Annotated in this window: 17 protein-coding genes; 7 read left to right on the forward strand and 10 right to left on the reverse strand. The window is 56.1% G+C overall.

What is annotated here, in order from left to right; all coding sequences use genetic code 11:
* Positions 1-20 precede the first annotated feature (20 nt).
* The 7 genes from aroB to ACB496_RS20610 form a co-directional block, all read right to left on the reverse strand.
* The gene (aroB, locus tag ACB496_RS20580; RefSeq protein WP_100778610.1) at positions 21-1,109 is read right to left on the reverse strand and encodes a 3-dehydroquinate synthase; all 1,089 of its coding nucleotides are present in this window, start codon (positions 1,107-1,109) and stop codon (positions 21-23) included.
* A 57-nt stretch (positions 1,110-1,166) separates the two neighbouring features.
* Positions 1,167-1,688 carry a shikimate kinase AroK gene (aroK, locus tag ACB496_RS20585; RefSeq protein WP_010436374.1) on the reverse strand — a complete coding sequence of 174 codons (522 nt, stop codon included), beginning with the start codon at positions 1,686-1,688 and terminating at the stop codon, positions 1,167-1,169.
* A 297-nt stretch (positions 1,689-1,985) separates the two neighbouring features.
* On the reverse strand, positions 1,986-3,227 hold the full coding sequence (hofQ, locus tag ACB496_RS20590; protein ID WP_371973559.1) for a DNA uptake porin HofQ: 1,242 nt from the start codon (positions 3,225-3,227) through the stop codon (positions 1,986-1,988).
* Entirely contained in the window at positions 3,136-3,540 is a 405-nt protein-coding gene (locus ACB496_RS20595) for a HofP DNA utilization family protein (RefSeq protein WP_371973561.1), read from the reverse strand. Before ACB496_RS20595 ends, hofQ begins: the two co-directional genes overlap by 92 nt.
* Positions 3,530-3,991, reverse strand: a complete 462-nt coding sequence (locus tag ACB496_RS20600) for a hypothetical protein (protein ID WP_371973563.1) — start codon at positions 3,989-3,991, stop codon at positions 3,530-3,532. The genes ACB496_RS20595 and ACB496_RS20600 overlap by 11 nt, the downstream gene beginning before the upstream one ends.
* 3 nt (positions 3,992-3,994) lie before the next feature.
* Entirely contained in the window at positions 3,995-4,513 is a 519-nt protein-coding gene (locus ACB496_RS20605) for a PilN domain-containing protein (protein WP_371973565.1), read from the reverse strand.
* The gene (locus tag ACB496_RS20610; RefSeq protein ID WP_371973567.1) at positions 4,510-5,292 is read right to left on the reverse strand and encodes a DNA utilization protein HofM; all 783 of its coding nucleotides are present in this window, start codon (positions 5,290-5,292) and stop codon (positions 4,510-4,512) included. The genes ACB496_RS20605 and ACB496_RS20610 overlap by 4 nt, the downstream gene beginning before the upstream one ends.
* A 119-nt stretch (positions 5,293-5,411) precedes the next feature.
* Here ACB496_RS20610 and mrcA point away from each other — a divergent pair, with 119 nt between their 5' ends.
* Positions 5,412-7,964 (forward strand): peptidoglycan glycosyltransferase/peptidoglycan DD-transpeptidase MrcA, encoded by a 2,553-nt coding sequence (gene mrcA, locus ACB496_RS20615; protein WP_371973569.1) that lies wholly within the window; start codon positions 5,412-5,414, stop codon positions 7,962-7,964.
* A gap of 90 nt (positions 7,965-8,054) precedes the next feature.
* Here mrcA and nudE read toward each other — a convergent pair whose 3' ends face one another.
* Positions 8,055-8,615: an ADP compounds hydrolase NudE gene (gene nudE, locus ACB496_RS20620; RefSeq protein WP_100778602.1), complete on the reverse strand. Its 561-nt coding sequence runs from the start codon at positions 8,613-8,615 to the stop codon at positions 8,055-8,057.
* Between the two features lie 321 nt (positions 8,616-8,936).
* Between nudE and ACB496_RS20625 the strand changes: the two genes are divergently transcribed.
* The 5 genes from ACB496_RS20625 to pckA all read left to right on the forward strand — a co-directional run bounded on the left by ACB496_RS20625 (position 8,937) and on the right by pckA (position 15,074).
* A complete protein-coding gene (locus ACB496_RS20625) occupies positions 8,937-11,075 on the forward strand; it encodes an intracellular growth attenuator family protein (protein ID WP_100778601.1) in 2,139 nt (712 codons plus the stop codon).
* Positions 11,076-11,139: 64 nt separating this feature from the next.
* Positions 11,140-11,823 carry a GMP/IMP nucleotidase gene (gene yrfG, locus ACB496_RS20630; RefSeq protein WP_100778600.1) on the forward strand — a complete coding sequence of 228 codons (684 nt, stop codon included), beginning with the start codon at positions 11,140-11,142 and terminating at the stop codon, positions 11,821-11,823.
* Positions 11,820-12,221, forward strand: coding sequence for a ribosome-associated heat shock protein Hsp15 (gene hslR / locus ACB496_RS20635; RefSeq protein ID WP_100778599.1), 402 nt, complete (start codon positions 11,820-11,822; stop codon positions 12,219-12,221). Before yrfG ends, hslR begins: the two co-directional genes overlap by 4 nt.
* A gap of 23 nt (positions 12,222-12,244) precedes the next feature.
* Complete coding sequence (hslO, locus tag ACB496_RS20640) at positions 12,245-13,123, forward strand: Hsp33 family molecular chaperone HslO (protein ID WP_100778598.1); 879 nt, start codon at positions 12,245-12,247, stop codon at positions 13,121-13,123.
* Between the two features lie 331 nt (positions 13,124-13,454).
* Positions 13,455-15,074 (forward strand): phosphoenolpyruvate carboxykinase (ATP), encoded by a 1,620-nt coding sequence (gene pckA / locus ACB496_RS20645; protein WP_371973572.1) that lies wholly within the window; start codon positions 13,455-13,457, stop codon positions 15,072-15,074.
* 89 nt (positions 15,075-15,163) lie between these two features.
* Here pckA and envZ read toward each other — a convergent pair whose 3' ends face one another.
* Positions 15,164-16,510, reverse strand: coding sequence for a two-component system sensor histidine kinase EnvZ (envZ, locus tag ACB496_RS20650; protein WP_100778596.1), 1,347 nt, complete (start codon positions 16,508-16,510; stop codon positions 15,164-15,166).
* A complete protein-coding gene (ompR, locus tag ACB496_RS20655; protein ID WP_001157751.1) occupies positions 16,507-17,226 on the reverse strand; it encodes a two-component system response regulator OmpR in 720 nt (239 codons plus the stop codon). Before ompR ends, envZ begins: the two co-directional genes overlap by 4 nt.
* A gap of 232 nt (positions 17,227-17,458) precedes the next feature.
* On the opposite strand from ompR, the gene greB reads away from it, so the two are divergent.
* Positions 17,459-17,932: a transcription elongation factor GreB gene (greB, locus tag ACB496_RS20660; RefSeq protein WP_100778595.1), complete on the forward strand. Its 474-nt coding sequence runs from the start codon at positions 17,459-17,461 to the stop codon at positions 17,930-17,932.
* Positions 17,933-18,006: the final 74 nt, after the last annotated feature.

Genomic DNA, 18,006 nt, shown 5'->3' on the forward strand with positions numbered 1-18,006 from the left:
TAGCCAGACCTTTCTAGTTGTTACGCCTGCTGGCAATCAGCAATCGCGCCAAGAACCACTTCGTGCGACACTCCGCCGCGCACTTCACTCTTCCCTATTGCCAGCGGGAGGACTAAACGCATCTCGCCAGCCAATACTTTTTTATCACGCATCATGTGGGGTAAATACGCTTGCGAAGACATCTCGCGTGGTCCCGTCACCGGTAAACCCGCGCGCTCCAGCAGCGTGATGATGCGTTGAGTCTCTTCTTTCGTGAACTGACCCAGACGTTCGGAGGTGCGAGCAGCCATGACCATGCCTGCAGCGACCGCTTCACCATGAAGCCAGTTGCCGTAGCCCATTTCGGCTTCAATCGCGTGACCGTACGTATGCCCCAGATTCAGTAAAGCACGTAAGCCGGTTTCCCGCTCGTCCGCTGCAACGACTTCTGCTTTCAGCTCACAACAACGGCGGATGCAATACGCCAGTGCCTGACCGTCAAGGTTAAGCAGCGCATCCATGTTCTCTTCCAGCCAGGTGAAGAACTCACCGTCAAGAATAATGCCGTATTTGATCACTTCAGCAAGGCCTGACGCCAGTTCGCGTTTAGGCAGGGTTTTCAGACAGTCGAGATCCACCACCACCGAAGCGGGCTGGTAGAAAGCGCCAATCATGTTTTTGCCAAGCGGATGATTGACGGCCGTTTTGCCGCCAACTGAGGAGTCGACTTGCGAGAGTAACGTGGTAGGAATTTGAATAAAACGAACACCACGTTGATAACTTGCCGCAGCAAACCCCGTCAGATCGCCAACAACACCACCGCCCAGGGCAAGTAGTGTCGTATCGCGACCATGCGGTTTTTGCAGTAATGCGGTGAAGACGGTATCGAGTACCGCCAGGCTTTTATACTGCTCGCCATCAGGCAGAATCACACTGTCGACCTTCACGCCTGCCTGTTCCAGCAGATGACGAATCTTGTCGAGATAAAGCGGAGCCAGAGTCTCGTTGGTGACCAGCATTGCCTGATCACCCGCTTTCAGTGGTAAGAAGGAAGCTGGATCGTTAAACAAGCCAGCCGCGATGGTGATAGGGTAACTACGTTCCCCGAGAGTAACTGTAATCCTCTCCATGACGCGACATCCACCTTAAATGCTTATACCCGTGGGCGAGTGTATATAAAGCCAGAATCAGTTGCTTTCCAGCATATGAATAATCTGGTTTGCAACCACTTTAGCGCTCTGATCGTCGGTACGAATGGTTACATCAGCAATCTCTTCGTACAGTGGATTGCGCTCACCGGCCAATGCTTCCAGAACTTCACGTGGAGGCGTTTCAACTTGCAGTAACGGGCGCTTTTTATCGCGCTGCGTCCGTGCCAGCTGTTTTTCGATGGTCGTCTCAAGATAGACCACAACGCCGCGGGCGGAGAGACGGTTACGAGTTTCGCGAGATTTTACAGAACCACCGCCCGTTGCCAGCACGATGCCCTGTTTTTCCGTAAGTTCATTGATAACTTTTTCTTCACGGTCACGGAAACCTTCTTCGCCTTCTACATCGAAGACCCAGCCCACATCAGCTCCGGTTCGTTTCTCAATCTCTTGATCAGAATCGTAAAATTCCATATTGAGTTGTTGAGCCAACTGGCGCCCAATAGTGCTTTTGCCGGCACCCATAGGCCCAACCAGAAAGATATTGCGTTTCTCTGCCATTTTTTCGGTACTACTAAGACTATTCGTTAATGGTAATCCCCGCTTCGCAGACACTCAGCGTAGCAGGACATGAACTGAAACCTCATATGCGATAGTGCGAGAGTCAGACTAAAAATTATCTCAGTAGTCCTGCTTGTTTGGCAACTGATTAAATCACCACGCCAGATGCTTAAAGCAACAAGAGGTAAGATTAGGAGAAGCTGAAACTCAAATCGGTACTCCTTGTATGCTAATTCATGCCCCACGTCAAACATCTGCAACAAACTGGCTGCAAAATCCTCGCGGGGATCGTTTCCATTATTGAATACTAATCAGACGCGGTGTGATGAAGACCACCAGCTCGCGCCGCTCGTTATCCTTGCCGTCGTGGCGAAAGAGTTGCCCCACCCAGGGAAGTCCACCGAGACCCGGAATACTGTCACTGCCCGTTTTATTCTTTTGCGAGAAAATTCCCCCCAGCGCGAGTGTTTCACCGCTTTTTACTTCCACCTGCGTTTCGATCTCCTGTTTATCAATCGCCAGGGTTTCGCCATCGGCCTGCTGTAAAACCTGGCCAGGCATATTTTCGCTAATGTGTAACTTTAATCGCACGCGGCCATTTTGAAGCACCACGGGCGTCACTTCCATCCCCAGCACCGCCTCTTTGAACTCTACCGATGTCGCCCCGCTCTCACCACTGGACACCTGATACGGAATTTCACTCCCCTGTTTGATACTGGCAGGCTGCATATGCGACGCCAATAGCCGTGGACTGGCGATGATCTCCAGCTGCTGCTTTTGCTCCAGTGCCGACAGCTCCAGATCCAACAGCCTGCCATCGATCCGTCCAATATTAAATCCGACGTGCGTTGTGGCGCTCGCCACTGACAAATCGGCACCCAGCGTGGTGACTTGCCCCGGTGAACCGGCACTCTGCGCCTCCGCCAGATTCCACTTCACCCCCAGTTCACGCAGGCTTTTTTCATTGATGGTGACGATATGGGCGGCGAGTTCCACCTGCGCCACGGGCAGGTCCATCTGTTCGACCCAGTGCTCCAGAGAATCGAGTACCACGGGGATATCCCGCACCAGCAGGCGGTTGGTACGTTTATCCACGGAGAGACTGCCCTTGGGGCTGAGCTGTTTTTCCGCCGCTTTTTGCAGTTCGGTGACATCCGCGTAGGCTAAAGAGAGCGCGCGCGAGGAGAGCGGCACATTCAGTTTCTGCTGTGCCAGCTCCTCCTCTTTTCGCGTCTGCTGCTCACGTTGCCCAGCGGCAGTGTTGACATAGAAAATGCCGCCCTCTTCGCGCAGCACCAGTCCGGCGCTGGTCACGACGATGTGCAGCGCCTGCCGCCACGGCACATGGGTGAGATGCAGCGAAAGCGCGCCTTTTACGTCCGGTGCAACAATCAGATTGCGGCCCTCAAGCTCCACCAGTGACTGTAAAATCTGCACCACAGGCACATCATCCACCGCCAGAGTGACGGGTTTTGGCACTGCGGCCCATGTCGGCATGCTGAGCATCATCAGCAGGATGATTCTCCTGAGTCGTTTCATTCTTCGTTCCCTCTCGTTGCCATCGCCACGTTTTCGGCTCGCATCCCTCGCCAAGCCCGACGACCATTTCCGTTTCATTGAATGTCTGCACCTGCCAGCCCGCAGGCAGTCGTTCGCCCTGCCGTATGCGATGCCAGCGCTCCTGTTCATCCTTGACGATACCCACAGCACTTCCGCTCTGGATCATCCCCTGATAGCGCCAGCGCGCTAATGTCCCTGTGGCACAGCGATCGTCCGGCGGGCGAAAGGGGTCACGCATGCCGGTGAGCAGTGCCAGTGAACACAAAATCAGACAGCGCAGCTCAGTTCGCATCGGTGTTCTCCACCTGCAAAACCAGCTGTAACCGCGTCTCCTCCGGCCAAACGGAAAACCCGCTCACGGCCATCCCACGCTGCGCGAGCCGCTCAAACACGGCCGGAATCTGCGCCCAGTCCACTTTCAGCGTTAATTCACCTCCGTTCGCGCCAGGCAGCCAGCGCACCAGCCGCACGCCGTCGCTTTGAAAATCCAGTGGAGAAAACGGCAGCGACGCGAGGATCACCGGCGCAGCCAAAACCGGATGTGGCTGCGCTTCACTCGCCCATAATTCAGCGCGCTCTGCGCCAGCCTGACTTCGCTTTGCCTCAAGCTGCGAGAGCTGCCGAATGACCGGACGCGCCAACAGCAGCCAGGCACCAAGCATTACGGCGACGGTAAAAAGGCTCCAGCAGAACAGGCGCGTGCGCGGTAGAAACCCATACCAGCGTTCATAAAAGAGGCGCACGGTTCACCCCTGACTCGTGAGGGTAAAACTGAACGTCCAGCGTCCCTCAGCGTCCTGCTGCATTTCACCCGCAGGCCCGAGAGTAAAACCCGGCAGTTGCCTGAGCGACGCCGCCAGTGCAGAAAGGGCGACGGGTGTCGCGGTAAATCCCGTCAACATTAGCCGAGGCTTCTGGTACTGAAGCTGTGTCAGCCACGCCTGCGCCGGCATCGCTGACGCCAGTGAAATCAACGATGATTGCCAGGCCTGTGTTTTCGCGCGCTGTACTCCGGCTTGCGGTGTTTGCGGGTGTGCTTTCTGCAGCGCCTGCCACTGTGCGCGATGGGCGTGCAGTTTTTGTTGAATCACGCGCTCACCCGCCAGATGCGCCTCCAGCGCCCGCACCTTAAGCCCATCGCCGGTTCGCAGGCTTATCATCACGGCAAGGGAAAGTAGACCGGAGCCTGCAAACAGCCATACCCAAAAACGCCAGCAGGCGTGCTGTTGTTGATGGCGCCACGGCAAAAAGTTAGTCGTTGTCACTCGAAGAGTTCTCCCATCGCGAGGGCCAGAGCAACGGTATAATCCGCGCCACATTCAGGCAGTGGCGGCTGAGAACGCGCCAGCAGACTAAAGGGATCACGCGCTGCGGCGTCGAAGAGCGCGATAGCCTCAGGGCTGAGCGCTAACAGGGCCGCCAGCTCGGCCACATCTTTCGCCTCATCCGCGCGTTTTCGCCCCCACTGGTGACGCATCGACCATAGCCAGTGCTGGCCGTCGCACCACGCCACGCACTGCGCGGGAGGGTCAAGAAGCGGCAGGAGATTCGCCAGCGCCGCAGCGTCGGGCGTGATCGCCGCCACATGCAGACGCAACGACTCCCCGAGCGTTAACAGCGCCGCCACCTCCTGGTTTTGTGCGGCTGTCACGTGAAAGGTACGGCTAAAGGTGTCTTGCGTATAGTCAAAGCACAGCGCCTCTGGCGGCATTTCCAGTTCACGGGACATCGCAGAGGCGATCCACGACGCCTGCTCACTGTCGCGTAACGTCAGCGCCGGAGCAGGCAGCGTCTTTTGCAGCGTGCGGGCGGCCGGAAATGCGATAAACAGGCGGTGGTAATGGGGCAGTGCCTGACTCCAGTCCCTCAGCGCCGCAACCAGTTGTTCCGGCTGGATAATTTTCCCGTCGCGGATAATTCCCGCCGGTAGCGGGATATGCCACCAGCGGCGCAGACACCACCCGGTGCGCTCCTGGGTGACTGAGACAGCCAGAACGCTATCTTGTTGAAGATGAAAACCTGTTCGCCACGTTTTGAAAGCCATACTTCACGATCTCCTTATCGCCCGTCAGGTGACGGCTCTATCAATGCTTCAGGCTTGCCTTTATACTACCGCGCGATTGTTTAGAAACTGCCCAAGTGAAACTAAATGGGAAATCTCCAGTGAAGTTCGTAAAGTATTTATTGATCCTTGCAGTCTGTTGCATTCTGCTGGGAGCAGGCTCGATTTATGGTTTGTACAAATATATTGAGCCGCAACTACCCGATGTCGCCACACTGCGTGATGTGCGACTCCAGATCCCAATGCAGGTCTATAGCGCCGATGGCGAGTTGATCGCCCAGTACGGCGAAAAACGACGTATCCCGCTGACCCTTAACCAGATTCCGCCGGTGATGGTGAAAGCCTTTATCGCCACGGAAGACAGCCGTTTTTACGAACACCATGGCGTCGATCCGGTGGGGATTTTCCGTGCCGCCAGCGTCGCGCTGTTCTCTGGTCGTGCCTCTCAGGGGGCGAGTACCATCACGCAGCAGCTGGCGCGTAACTTCTTCCTCAGCCCAGAAAAAACCCTGACGCGTAAGATTAAAGAGGTGTTCCTTGCCATTCGCATCGAGCAACTGCTGAGCAAAGACGAGATCCTCGAGCTTTACCTCAACAAGATCTATCTGGGCTATCGCGCCTATGGAGTAGGTGCAGCAGCGCAGGTCTATTTCGGTAAACCTGTCGATCAGTTGACCTTAAGCGAGATGGCGACCATTGCCGGTCTGCCGAAAGCGCCGTCAACGTTCAACCCGCTCTACTCCCTCAACCGCGCCACTGCGCGTCGTAACGTGGTGTTGTCGCGCATGCTGAGCGAAGGCTACATCAGCCAGACTGAGTACGATCAGGCGCGGAACGACGCCATCGACGCCAACTATCACGCGCCGGAAATCGCTTTCTCTGCCCCCTATCTGACCGAAATGGTTCGACAGGAGATGGTCAGCCGTTACGGCGAGCAGGCGTATGAAGATGGCTACCGGATCACCACCACCATCACCCGCAAAGTGCAGCAGGCGGCACAGCAGGCGGTGCGTAACAACGTGATGGATTACGACATGCGCCACGGCTACCGTGGCCCGTCGAACGTGCTGTGGAAAGTGGGCGAAAGCGCATGGGACAGCAAAAAAATCATCGACTCCCTGAAAACGCTGCCGACCTATGGGCCGCTGTTACCGGCAGTCGTCACCAGTGCCGACCCACAGGAAGCCACCGCAATGATGGCCGACGGCACCTCCGTGTCGCTGCGCATGGACGGTATCCGCTGGGCGCGTCCGTATCGCTCTGATACTGCGCAAGGCCCGACGCCGCGTAAAGTGACCGATGCGGTGCAAACCGGACAGCAAATCTGGGTGCGTCAGGTGAACGATGCCTGGTGGCTGGCGCAGGTTCCCGACGTGAACTCCGCGCTGGTGTCGATCAATCCGCAAAACGGTGCCGTGATCGCGCTGGTCGGCGGCTTTGATTTCAACCAGAGCAAATTCAACCGTGCGACGCAGGCGCTGCGCCAGGTCGGCTCGAACATCAAACCGTTCCTGTATACCGCGGCGATGGATAAAGGTCTGACGCTGGCGAGTATCCTCAACGACGTACCGATTTCACGCTGGGATGCGGGTGCCGGTTCCGACTGGCAGCCGAAAAACTCCCCGCCGGAATATTCAGGCCCTATCCGTTTACGCCAGGGTCTGGGGCAGTCCAAAAACGTGGTGATGGTTCGCGCGATGCGCGCAATGGGCGTCGATTACGCGGCAGAGTACCTGCAGCGCTTCGGCTTCCCGGCGCAAAATATCGTGCATACGGAATCGCTGGCTCTCGGCTCCGCCTCCTTTACGCCATTGCAGGTGGCGCGCGGTTACTCGGTGATGGCTAACGGCGGCTTCCTGGTCGACCCGTATTTCATCAGCAAGATTGAAAACGATCAGGGCGGCGTGCTGTTTGAGGCGAAACCGAAAATCGCCTGTCCGGAGTGCGATATTCCGGTGATTTATGGCGATACGCCAAAATCAAACGTGCTGGATAACAAAGATATGGAAGACGTTGCTCAGTCGCAGGAGCAGCAAAACGCCGTCGTTCCGCAGCCGCAGCTTGAGCAGGCAAACCAGGCGCTGGTCGCCCAAAGCGGCGCGCAGGAGTATGCACCGCACGTGATCAACACGCCGCTGTCGTTCCTGATTAAAAGCGCGCTGAACACCAACATCTTTGGGGAACCGGGCTGGCAGGGTACGGGCTGGCGTGCGGGGCGTGATTTACAGCGCCACGATATCGGCGGTAAAACCGGGACCACCAACAGCTCGAAAGACGCCTGGTTCTCGGGTTACGGCCCGGGCGTGGTGACCTCCGTGTGGATCGGTTTTGACGATCACCGCCGCGATTTGGGCCGTACAACGGCATCCGGCGCGATTAAAGATCAGATTTCGGGTTACGAAGGTGGAGCGAAGAGTGCGCAGCCAGCCTGGGACGCTTACATGAAAGCGGTTCTTGAGGGCGTACCAGAGCAGCCGCTTACCCCTCCGCCAGGTATCGTGACGGTGAATATCGATCGCAGCACCGGTCAGTTAGCGAACGGTGGCAACAGCCGTGCAGAGTATTTCATCGAAGGCACGCAGCCGACCACACAGGCAGTGCATGAGGTGGGAACCGAGCTTATCGATAACGGCGAGACGCACGAGTTGTTCTAAGAAGTAAAATGCAAAACGGCTGCCCTAGGGCAGCCGTTTTTAACAATCCAGGCCGGGTAAGCTTAATACATCACCCGATTTGTTTACGCGCTACAGCCGACCCTGCCCTTTCAGCCATTCCCTCACCAGGAACAGCGCACTCACGTTACGCGCTTCGTTAAAATCGGGTTCTTCCAGTAGATCCATCAGATGCGCCAGTGGCCAGCGCACCTGCGGCAACGGCTCAGGCTCATCCCCTTCCAGCTTCTCCGGATAGAGATCTTCTGCCAGCACGATATTCATTTTGCTGGAGAAATAGGACGGCGCCATGCTCAGCTTTTTCAAAAACGTCAGATCTTTCGCGCCAAAACCCACTTCTTCTTTCAGCTCGCGATTCGCCGCTTCAAAAACGGTTTCACCGGGATCGATAAGCCCTTTCGAGAAACCCAGCTCATAGGATTCTGTGCCCACCGCATATTCGTGGATCAGGATCAGGTGATCGTCCACAATGGGGATGATCATCACCGCCTCGCGCGTGGAGGGCCGCATACGTTCATATACGCGACGCACGCCGTTGCTGAACTCCAGGTCGACACTTTCCACCGTAAACAGGCGTGATTTGGCGACGGTTTCAACATTCAGAATGGTGGGCTTTTGTAAGGGTTTGCTCATCTTGATGGGTCTTTGCTGTGTGAACTGAGTGCATTGTGCGATACGCCGCACGGTTTCGGCAATGTCAATCGCTCTTTATTTACATTTTTGCAACGTATCGTGAGTTAATCCTCATTTCACAACAAAAGTCAAGAGGTTGAAATAACTCCAGGAATTTGCTGATATCCCGCCTTCGCTGCCTTTGCTATTATCTCCGGTCACTGGGATGCGCTTCAAAACGCTCAAGTTCGACTCCATACTTGCCGATAGCCAACCACAGAGACTCATTCACGGTAAAGGGTGCAACTGACAACACCTGAAGATAAGTAAGATGGGGAAAGCATGAGCACCATTCTAATAATTTTCGTTGCTATGCTGGCCTGCGCATTGCTCGCAGGGTGGTTATTCAGGCGTCGGGCACAACGGCAATACCGTCTGCCTTTTTTAAACGCCTTTGCCGGAGCCACCACGCGCAAACTCGCACCTGAAGAGCGCAGCGCGATTGAAAATTACCTTGATACGTTGAACCGTGTCCTGCAGACGCCAGGCCCGACCGGCGCCAGCACCGCGCCCATCTCCCTGACGCTGAACGCGCAAAGCGATACTGTGCTCTGCGTGACGCGCTCGATCACCCGCTACGGCATTAACACCGACGATCCCAATAAATGGCGCTACTACCTCGACTCCGTCGAGGTGCATCTGCCGCCGTTCTGGGAACAATATATTAATGACGAAAATAGCGTTGAGCTGATCCATACAGATTCCATCCCGCTGGTGATTGCCCTGAATGGCCATACGCTGAGCGAATATGTTCAGGAAGCGCCGCGCTTTGCGCTGGAACGCACCAGCGGCACGCAGGCGTCCATTCGCGGCGAAGAGACCGAGCAGATCGAACTGCTGAATATTCGCCAGGAAACCCACGAAGAGTACGCCCTCAGCCGCCCGGACGGCATTCGTGAAGCGGTCCTTATTGTCGCTGCCTTCCTGCTCTTTTTCTTCTGCCTGATGACGCCCGACGTCTTCGCACCGTGGCTCGCAGGCGGCGCCGTTCTGCTGCTGGCCGCAGGCCTGTGGGGACTGTTCGCGAAACCGGCCAAAACCGCGCTGCGGGAAATCCACTGCCTGCGCGGTACGCCAAAGCGCTGGGGGCTGTTCGGCGAGAACGATCAGGAGCATATCAACAACATTTCGCTCGGGATTATCGACCTGATCTATCCCCGCCACTGGCAGCCGTGGATCGCCCAGGATTTAGGGCAGAAAACCGATATCGATATTTACCTCGACCGCCACGTCGTGCGTCAGGGCCGTTTCTTATCGCTTCATGATGAAGTGAAAAACTTCCCGCTGCAGCACTGGCTGCGCAGTACCGTCATCGCCGGTGGCGCTGCGCTGGTGCTGGCGATGCTGATTTTGTTGGTGCCGCTCGATATGCCGATCAAATTCACTCTTTCCTGGATCAAAGGCGCACAAACCATTGAAGCCACCAGCGTTAATCAGCTGGAAGAGGCCGGTGTGCGCGTGGGTGATACCCTTAAGCTGAAAGGAACGGGCATGTGTAATATCCATGCGCCTGGCACCTGGAACACGCGGCAGAATTCACCGTTTACGCCGTTTGATTGCTCACAAATCATCTGGAACGACGCCCCACCGCTGCCGCTGCCGGAATCAGACACGGTCAGCAAAGCGACAGCCCTGACGCAGGCGCTGAGCCGCCAGCTTCATCCAAAGCCGGAAGACAACTCCCGTGTAAGCCAGTCCCTGCGCGCCGCGATTCAGAAATCCGGAATGGTGCTGCTGGATGATTTTGGCGACATCGTGATGAAAACCCAGGATTTATGCTCTGCGGAAGATGAGTGTGTACGTCTCAAAAACGCGCTGGTGAATCTCGGGAACAGCAAAGACTGGGAAGCGCTGGTGAAACGCGCTGACGCAGGGCGTCTCGATGGCGTGAACGTTCTGCTGCGCCCGGTGAGTGCCGAATCGCTTGAGAATCTGGTGACCACCTCCACCGCACCGTTTGTGATGCGGGAAACCACCCGCGCGGCCCAGGCGTTAAACAGCCCGGCGCCGGGTGGGTTTGTGATTGTCAGCGACGAGGGCAGCGATTTGGTCGACCAGCCTTATCCGCCGGTGGCCCTGTATGATTATCCGGCTCAGGATCAGTGGGGCGAATTCCAGCGCCTGGCGCAGATGCTGATGCAAACGCCGTTCAGTGCCGAAGGGATTGTGACGGGCATTTTCACGGACGCCAATGGCACGCGCCACGTTGACCTGCACCGTATGCCGGACAGCGCCGGATTGTGGCGTTATATCGGCACTACCCTGCTGATGCTAGCAATGCTGGTGTGCATTATCTGGAACGGGATTGCCGCCCTGCGCCGCTACCAGCGCTCGCGCACGCGTCTTGCCGAGATCCAGCAGTACTACGAGAACTGCCTCAACCCGCAGCTCATCCCCGCGCCTGACAGCCTGATCGGATAATACCGCTGCGCGACAGTTATGCTACCCTGTCGCGCACGTTTCTTCTGGCTGGAGAGTTCCCCTCATGCATCTTGATATTGCCTGGCAGGACGTTGATACCGTCCTGCTGGATATGGACGGCACGCTGCTCGATCTCGCATTTGATACCCACTTCTGGCAAAAGCTGGTGCCTGAAACTTATGGCGCGCAGCAGGGCATCACTCCGGCAGAAGCGCAGGATTATATTCGCCAGCAGTATCACGCCGTGCAGCATACGCTAAACTGGTACTGCCTGGATTACTGGAGCGAAAAGCTCGGGCTGGATATCTGCGCCATGACCACCGCCCAGGGGCCGAACGCGGTGCTGCGCGACGATACGGTGCCATTTCTGGATGCACTAAAAGCGAGCGGCAAGCGACGCATTTTGCTGACCAACGCGCATCCGCACAATCTGGCGGTAAAGCTCGAACATACCGGGTTAGCGTCGCACCTTGATTTATTACTTTCCACCCACACATTTGGTTATCCGAAAGAGGATCAGCGATTGTGGCAGGCCGTGGCGGAAGAGACCGGTTTGCAGCCCGAAAGAACCTTGTTCATTGATGACAGTGAACCGATTCTGGATTCGGCGGCAAAATTTGGTATTCGCTATTGTCTGGGCGTGACGAATCCTGATTCCGGCCTGGCGGATAAAAGCTATCTGCGGCATCCGGCGCTGAACGACTATCGCCGAATGATCCCCTCACTCACCGTGAAGGAGGCGCCATGAAAGAAAAACCCTCCGAAGGGGTAAGACTGGATAAGTGGCTGTGGGCCGCCCGTTTTTATAAAACGCGCGCGCTGGCCCGTGAAATGGTCGACGGGGGAAAGGTGCACTACAACGGGCAGCGCAGCAAGCCAAGTAAACTTGTCGAACTGAATGCCACCCTGACCCTGCGCCAGGGAAACGATGAACGCACGGTGATCGTCAAAGCCGTTACCGAGCATCGTCGCCCGGCTGCCGAAGCAGTTCTGATGTATGAAGAGACGGCGGAAAGCGTTGAAAAGCGCGAGAAAGTGGCGCTGGCTCGCAAGATGAATGCCCTCACCATGCCGCATCCGGACAGGCGACCGGATAAAAAAGAACGTCGCGATCTGATGAAATTTAAACACGGCGAACACGAGTAATCGCCGTTTAAAGAGAGAAAATTATGTCCCAACACGACCAATTACATCGCTATCTGTTTGAGCAATTTGCCGTTCGCGGCGAGCTGGTGACTGTATCCGAAACCTGGAAACAGATCCTCGAAAACCACAGCTATCCTCAGCCGGTGAAAAACATCCTTGGCGAACTGCTGGTGGCGACCAGCCTGCTGACAGCGACGCTGAAGTTTGCAGGGGATATCACCGTGCAGCTGCAGGGCGACGGCCCGATGACCCTGGCGGTGATCAACGGCAATAATCAGCAGCAGATGCGCGGTGTGGCGCGCGTGCAGGGTGAGGTGCCGGAAGGTGCTGATTTGAAAACGCTGGTCGGCAACGGTTTTCTGGTGATTACCATTACGCCAGAAGAAGGCGAGCGCTATCAGGGCGTGGTGGGTCTGGAAGGCGATACGCTGGCCGCGTGCCTGGAAGATTACTTCCTGCGTTCCGAACAGCTGCCAACGCGCCTGTTTATCCGCACCGGTGAAGTGGACGGTCAACTGGCGGCGGGCGGTATGCTCCTGCAGGTTCTGCCTGCTCAAAATGCGCAGGGCAACGATTTCGAGCATCTGGCGACACTGACCGAAACCATCAAAGCAGAAGAGCTGTTTACGCTGCCTGCGAATGAAGTGCTGTGGCGTCTGTACCACGAAGAAGAGGTGACGCTTTACGATCCGCAGGACGTGGAGTTCAAATGCACCTGTTCCCGTGAACGTTGCGCAGGCGCGCTGCGTACTCTGCCGGACGAAGAGATCGACAGCATCATGGCTGAGGATGGCGAAATCGATATGAACTGTGATTACTGTGGTTCTCACTACGTGTTCAACTCGATGGATATCGCCGAGATCCGCAACAACGCCTCCCCGGCGGATCCGCAGGTTCATTGATGCCCTCCCCCTCACGCCCGGTGAGGGGGAAAACTCCCTTTTAAGCTGAATCGTTTTTCGTAATGTAATCCTTACGTAACTTTCTTACATGTATGCGATTACATTCACATTCTTCCGGTTAAATACTCCATGTTTTAACCTTTTGAGAACATTTCCCCCCACAAAAAAGCGAATCCTGCGATAATCCGCCCTGCTTCGTGACAGGAGTCACAGCGTTTTCCGTCAGGAAGGGTTTTGTCCAGATACGTAAATCTATGAGCCCCGTCGCGGTTAACATCCTAAGAAAAACCCTACAATTTCAGGCAGTACATATTGGCTAAGGAGCAGTGACATGCGCGTTAAAGACTTAACCCCGCAAGATCTCAAGGCTTATGGTATCAACGACGTCCAGGAAATCGTCTACAACCCCGATTACGATACGCTGTATCAGGAAGAGCTCAATCCAGCACTGGAAGGATACGAGCGAGGTGTGTTGACGAACACTGGTGCTATCGCCGTGGACACCGGGATTTTTACCGGCCGTTCGCCGAAAGATAAGTATATCGTCCGTGACGACACTACCCGCGATACGCTGTGGTGGGCAGATAAGGGCAAAGGGAAGAACGACAACAAGCCGCTCTCCCAGGAAACCTGGCTGCATCTGAAAGGACTCGTCACGAATCAACTCTCCGGCAAGCGATTGTTTATTGTTGATGCCTTCTGTGGCGCCAATGCCGACACTCGCCTCTCCGTTCGCTTTATCACCGAAGTCGCCTGGCAGGCTCATTTCGTGAAGAACATGTTTATTCGCCCGACCGATGAAGAGTTACAGGATTTCGAGCCTGATTTCATCGTCATGAACGGCGCGAAATGCACCAACCCGCAGTGGAAAGAGCAGGGCCTGAACTCGGAAAACTTCATTGCCTTCAACCTGACCGAGCGCGTCCAGCTGATTGGCGGCACCTGGTACGGTGGCGAAATGAAGAAAGGGATGTTCTCGGTGATGAACTACCTGCTGCCGCTGCAGGGCATTGCCTCCATGCACTGCTCCGCTAACGTGGGCGAAGACGGTGACGTGGCCGTGTTCTTTGGTCTCTCCGGGACCGGGAAAACCACCCTCTCCACCGATCCTAAGCGCCGGTTAATTGGCGACGATGAACACGGTTGGGACGACGACGGCGTGTTCAACTTCGAAGGCGGCTGCTACGCCAAAACGATCCGTCTGTCGGCCGAAGCCGAGCCGGACATTTACGGTGCCATCCGCCGCGATGCGCTGCTGGAAAACGTCACCGTGCTTGCCGATGGCACCGTTGATTTTGACGATGCCTCGAAGACCGAAAACACCCGCGTGTCGTATCCAATCTATCACATCGATAACATCGTCAAGCCGGTCTCCAAAGCGGGCCACGCCTCGAAGGTAATATTCCTGACCGCCGATGCCTTTGGCGTGCTGCCACCGGTCTCTCGCCTGACGGCCAGCCAGACGCAGTATCACTTCCTGTCGGGCTTTACCGCGAAACTGGCGGGCACTGAGCGCGGTGTGACGGAGCCAACCCCAACCTTCTCCGCCTGTTTCGGCGCGGCGTTCCTGTCGCTGCACCCGACTCAGTACGCAGAAGTGCTGGTGAAACGCATGCAGGCTGCAGGCGCGCAGGCCTATCTGGTGAACACCGGCTGGAACGGAACGGGGAAACGTATTTCCATCAAAGATACCCGCGCCATTATCGACGCGATTATCGATGGCTCGCTGGACGATGCGGAAACCTTCACCCTGCCGATGTTCGATCTGGCAATCCCAACGGCGTTGCCGGGCGTGGATACCCATATCCTCGACCCGCGTAATACCTACGGCTCACCGGAACAGTGGCAGGAGAAGGCAGAAGCCCTTGCGAAGCTGTTTATTGAGAACTTTGAGAAGTACACCGATACGCCAGCAGGTGCGGCGTTGGTGAGTGCGGGACCGAAGCTGTAAGAAGCTGTATATAGTGTCGGGTGGCGCTGCGCTCACCCGAACTATAAAGCATGAGAAGGCCGGGTAAGCGTAACGCCACCCGGCTTTTTTTAACTCTCTTTCACCTGCCCCCGCGTCACCGGAACCGGCAGCCACGCGCGGATGCTCAAACCACCCCGTTCGCTGGTACCAATCTCCAGCAGACCGTTATGGTTATCCACAATACGCTGCACAATCGCCAGCCCTAATCCGGTGCCGCTGGTACTGCGCGCGCTGTCGCCGCGTACAAACGGCTGGAACAGATGTTTACGCTGTTCAGGCTTGATCCCCGGACCGTCATCTTCCACCTGGAACCAGGCGCGATTCAGTTCGGAGCCGCTGCTGACTTTGATCCAGCCGTTGCCGTAGCGCGCCGCGTTGACCACCATATTGGCGACCGCGCGCTTGATTGAGAGCGGGTGCATACGCACCTGAATTTCGCCCGGCTGCAGAGCCGTATCGATTTCACGCTCGTAACCACTCTCTGCGGCCACCACTTCGCCCAGCACTCCGTTGAGATCTGCCATCTCCATCGGCATCTCCTGACCGGTACGCAGGTAATCGATGAACTGCTCGATGATGGCGTTACACTCTTCGATGTCCTTGTTGATGGACTCCGCGAGATAACCGTCCTCTTCGCCCATCATCTCTGTCGCCAGGCGAATGCGCGTCAGCGGTGTGCGCAGATCGTGACTCACGCCCGCCATCAGCAGCGTACGATCGTCTGCCAGCTGCTTCACCCCTGCCGCCATATGGTTGAACGCGCGCGTCACCGAACGCACCTCAGAAGCACCGTATTCGCGCAGCGGCGGCGGAATAATACCTTTCCCCACCTGCAGGGCCGCATGCTCAAGATCGACCAAGGGTCGGTTTTGTATTCGGATAAACAGCCACGCGCCACCTATCGCCATCAGCATGATCGCCAGGGTGTAGCGGAACAGCGGCGAGAAATCGCCCTGATGGATTTCGGTCAGCGGGACACGCACCCAGATATTGGGTGACAGCCAGGTTTTCAGCCAGACGACCGGCGAGCTTTTGTTGACCTCAACGCGCACTTCCGTTGGGCCGCCCAGCTGCTGCGCCATCTGCTGGCTTAAGAATTCGTAGTGTTGCGCCCAGCGCAGACCTGCGTCTTCCGCCGCCTCGTTTGAGTACAGCGAAATGCCCAGCTCACGATAAATCTCACGGCGGAATGCCGGAGGCACCACCAACTGCGTGCCGTCCTCCAGCTGCAGTTTATCGGTCATCAGCATACGGACTTCGTAGGCTAACACCTTATTAAACTGCTGCAGGCTTGGCAGAATCGCGAAGTTCAGCACCACCAGATACGTCGTCACCAGGCTGACGAACAGCAGGGTGACGATCAGTAACAGGGTACGGGCAAACGAGCTGCGCGGTGAAAAGCGCATTCGCTTCATGCCTTAGAACCGTCCGGCACGAAGACGTAGCCCAGACCCCAGACGGTCTGAATATAACGAGGATGCGCAGGATCTTCTTCGACCATGCGGCGCAGACGGGAGATCTGTACGTCGATGGAACGCTCCATGGCGGAGTATTCGCGACCGCGTGCCAGGTTCATCAGTTTGTCGCGAGACAGTGGCTCACGTGGATGGCTGACCAGCGCTTTCAGCACCGCAAATTCACCGCTGGTGAGTGGCATCGGCTCATCTTCACGGAACATTTCGCGGGTACCGAGGTTCAGCTTGAACTTACCGAAGGCAATCACCGCTTCTTCCTGAGACGGTGCGCCCGGCAGTTCGTTCGCCTGACGACGAAGTACAGCACGGATACGCGCCAGCAGCTCACGCGGGTTAAACGGTTTAGGAATGTAGTCGTCGGCGCCAATTTCCAGGCCCACGATACGGTCAACTTCTTCCCCTTTCGCCGTGACCATAATGATCGGCATCGGGTTGCTCTGGCTGCGCAGACGACGGCAGATGGAGAGCCCGTCTTCGCCAGGAAGCATTAAATCGAGCACCATCAGGTGGAACGATTCACGGGTAAGCAGGCGATCCATTTGCTCGGCGTTCGCCACGCTTCGAACCTGGAAGCCCTGCTCGGTCAGATAACGCTCCAGCAGCGCACGCAGGCGCATGTCGTCATCCACGACCAGAATTTTATAGTTCTCTTGCATTGTATGTACTCCCAAAGGCCCGGATAGTGTTTCAGTACGTATTCTAAAAAAGTGCACGTCTACGACCAGCTAAATCTGGTATAAATTCTAGTCGAAATTGTTACAAAGCATATTTAACAGGAGCTTATCTGCACATTTCATCACATAAATCATTATTAATCCTGTCTGGTAAGCTATGTGGTACGTAATGTGCGTAATGTCTGTCATTGAGTAGAGTCTTAAAGGTCATCCCATGAAAACGCCGCTGATCACCCGCGAAGGGTACGAAAAACTCAAAAAAGAGATGGATTACCTCTGGCGGGAAGAGCGCCCGGAAGTGACCAAAAAAGTGACCTGGGCAGCCAGTCTTGGCGACCGCAGCGAGAACGCTGACTATCAGTATAATAAAAAACGCCTGCGCGAGATTGATCGCCGGGTCCGTTATCTGACTAAATGCCTCGAGAACCTGCGAATCGTGGATTATTCGCCGCAGCAGGAAGGCAAAGTCTTCTTCGGCGCATGGGTAGAGATCGAGAACGATGACGGCGCGACCCGGCGTTTTCGCATTGTCGGCTACGATGAAATTTTTGGTCGTAAGGATTACATCTCGATCGACTCGCCGATGGCCCGCGCGCTGCTGAAAAAGGAGGTCGGTGATTTAGCCGTCGTCCAGACACCTGCCGGGGAAGCCAGCTGGTACGTCAACGAAATTGAGTACGTTAAATAGTCCGAGAGCGCCCTCCACGACTGGCATTTTGCCGTGCCAGTCCGTATAACTATCCCCTGTTTTTCGACAAACCA

Origin of the sequence: Lelliottia nimipressuralis, assembly GCF_041464075.1 — a bacterium.
GTDB classification, from domain to species: domain Bacteria; phylum Pseudomonadota; class Gammaproteobacteria; order Enterobacterales; family Enterobacteriaceae; genus Enterobacter; species Enterobacter nimipressuralis.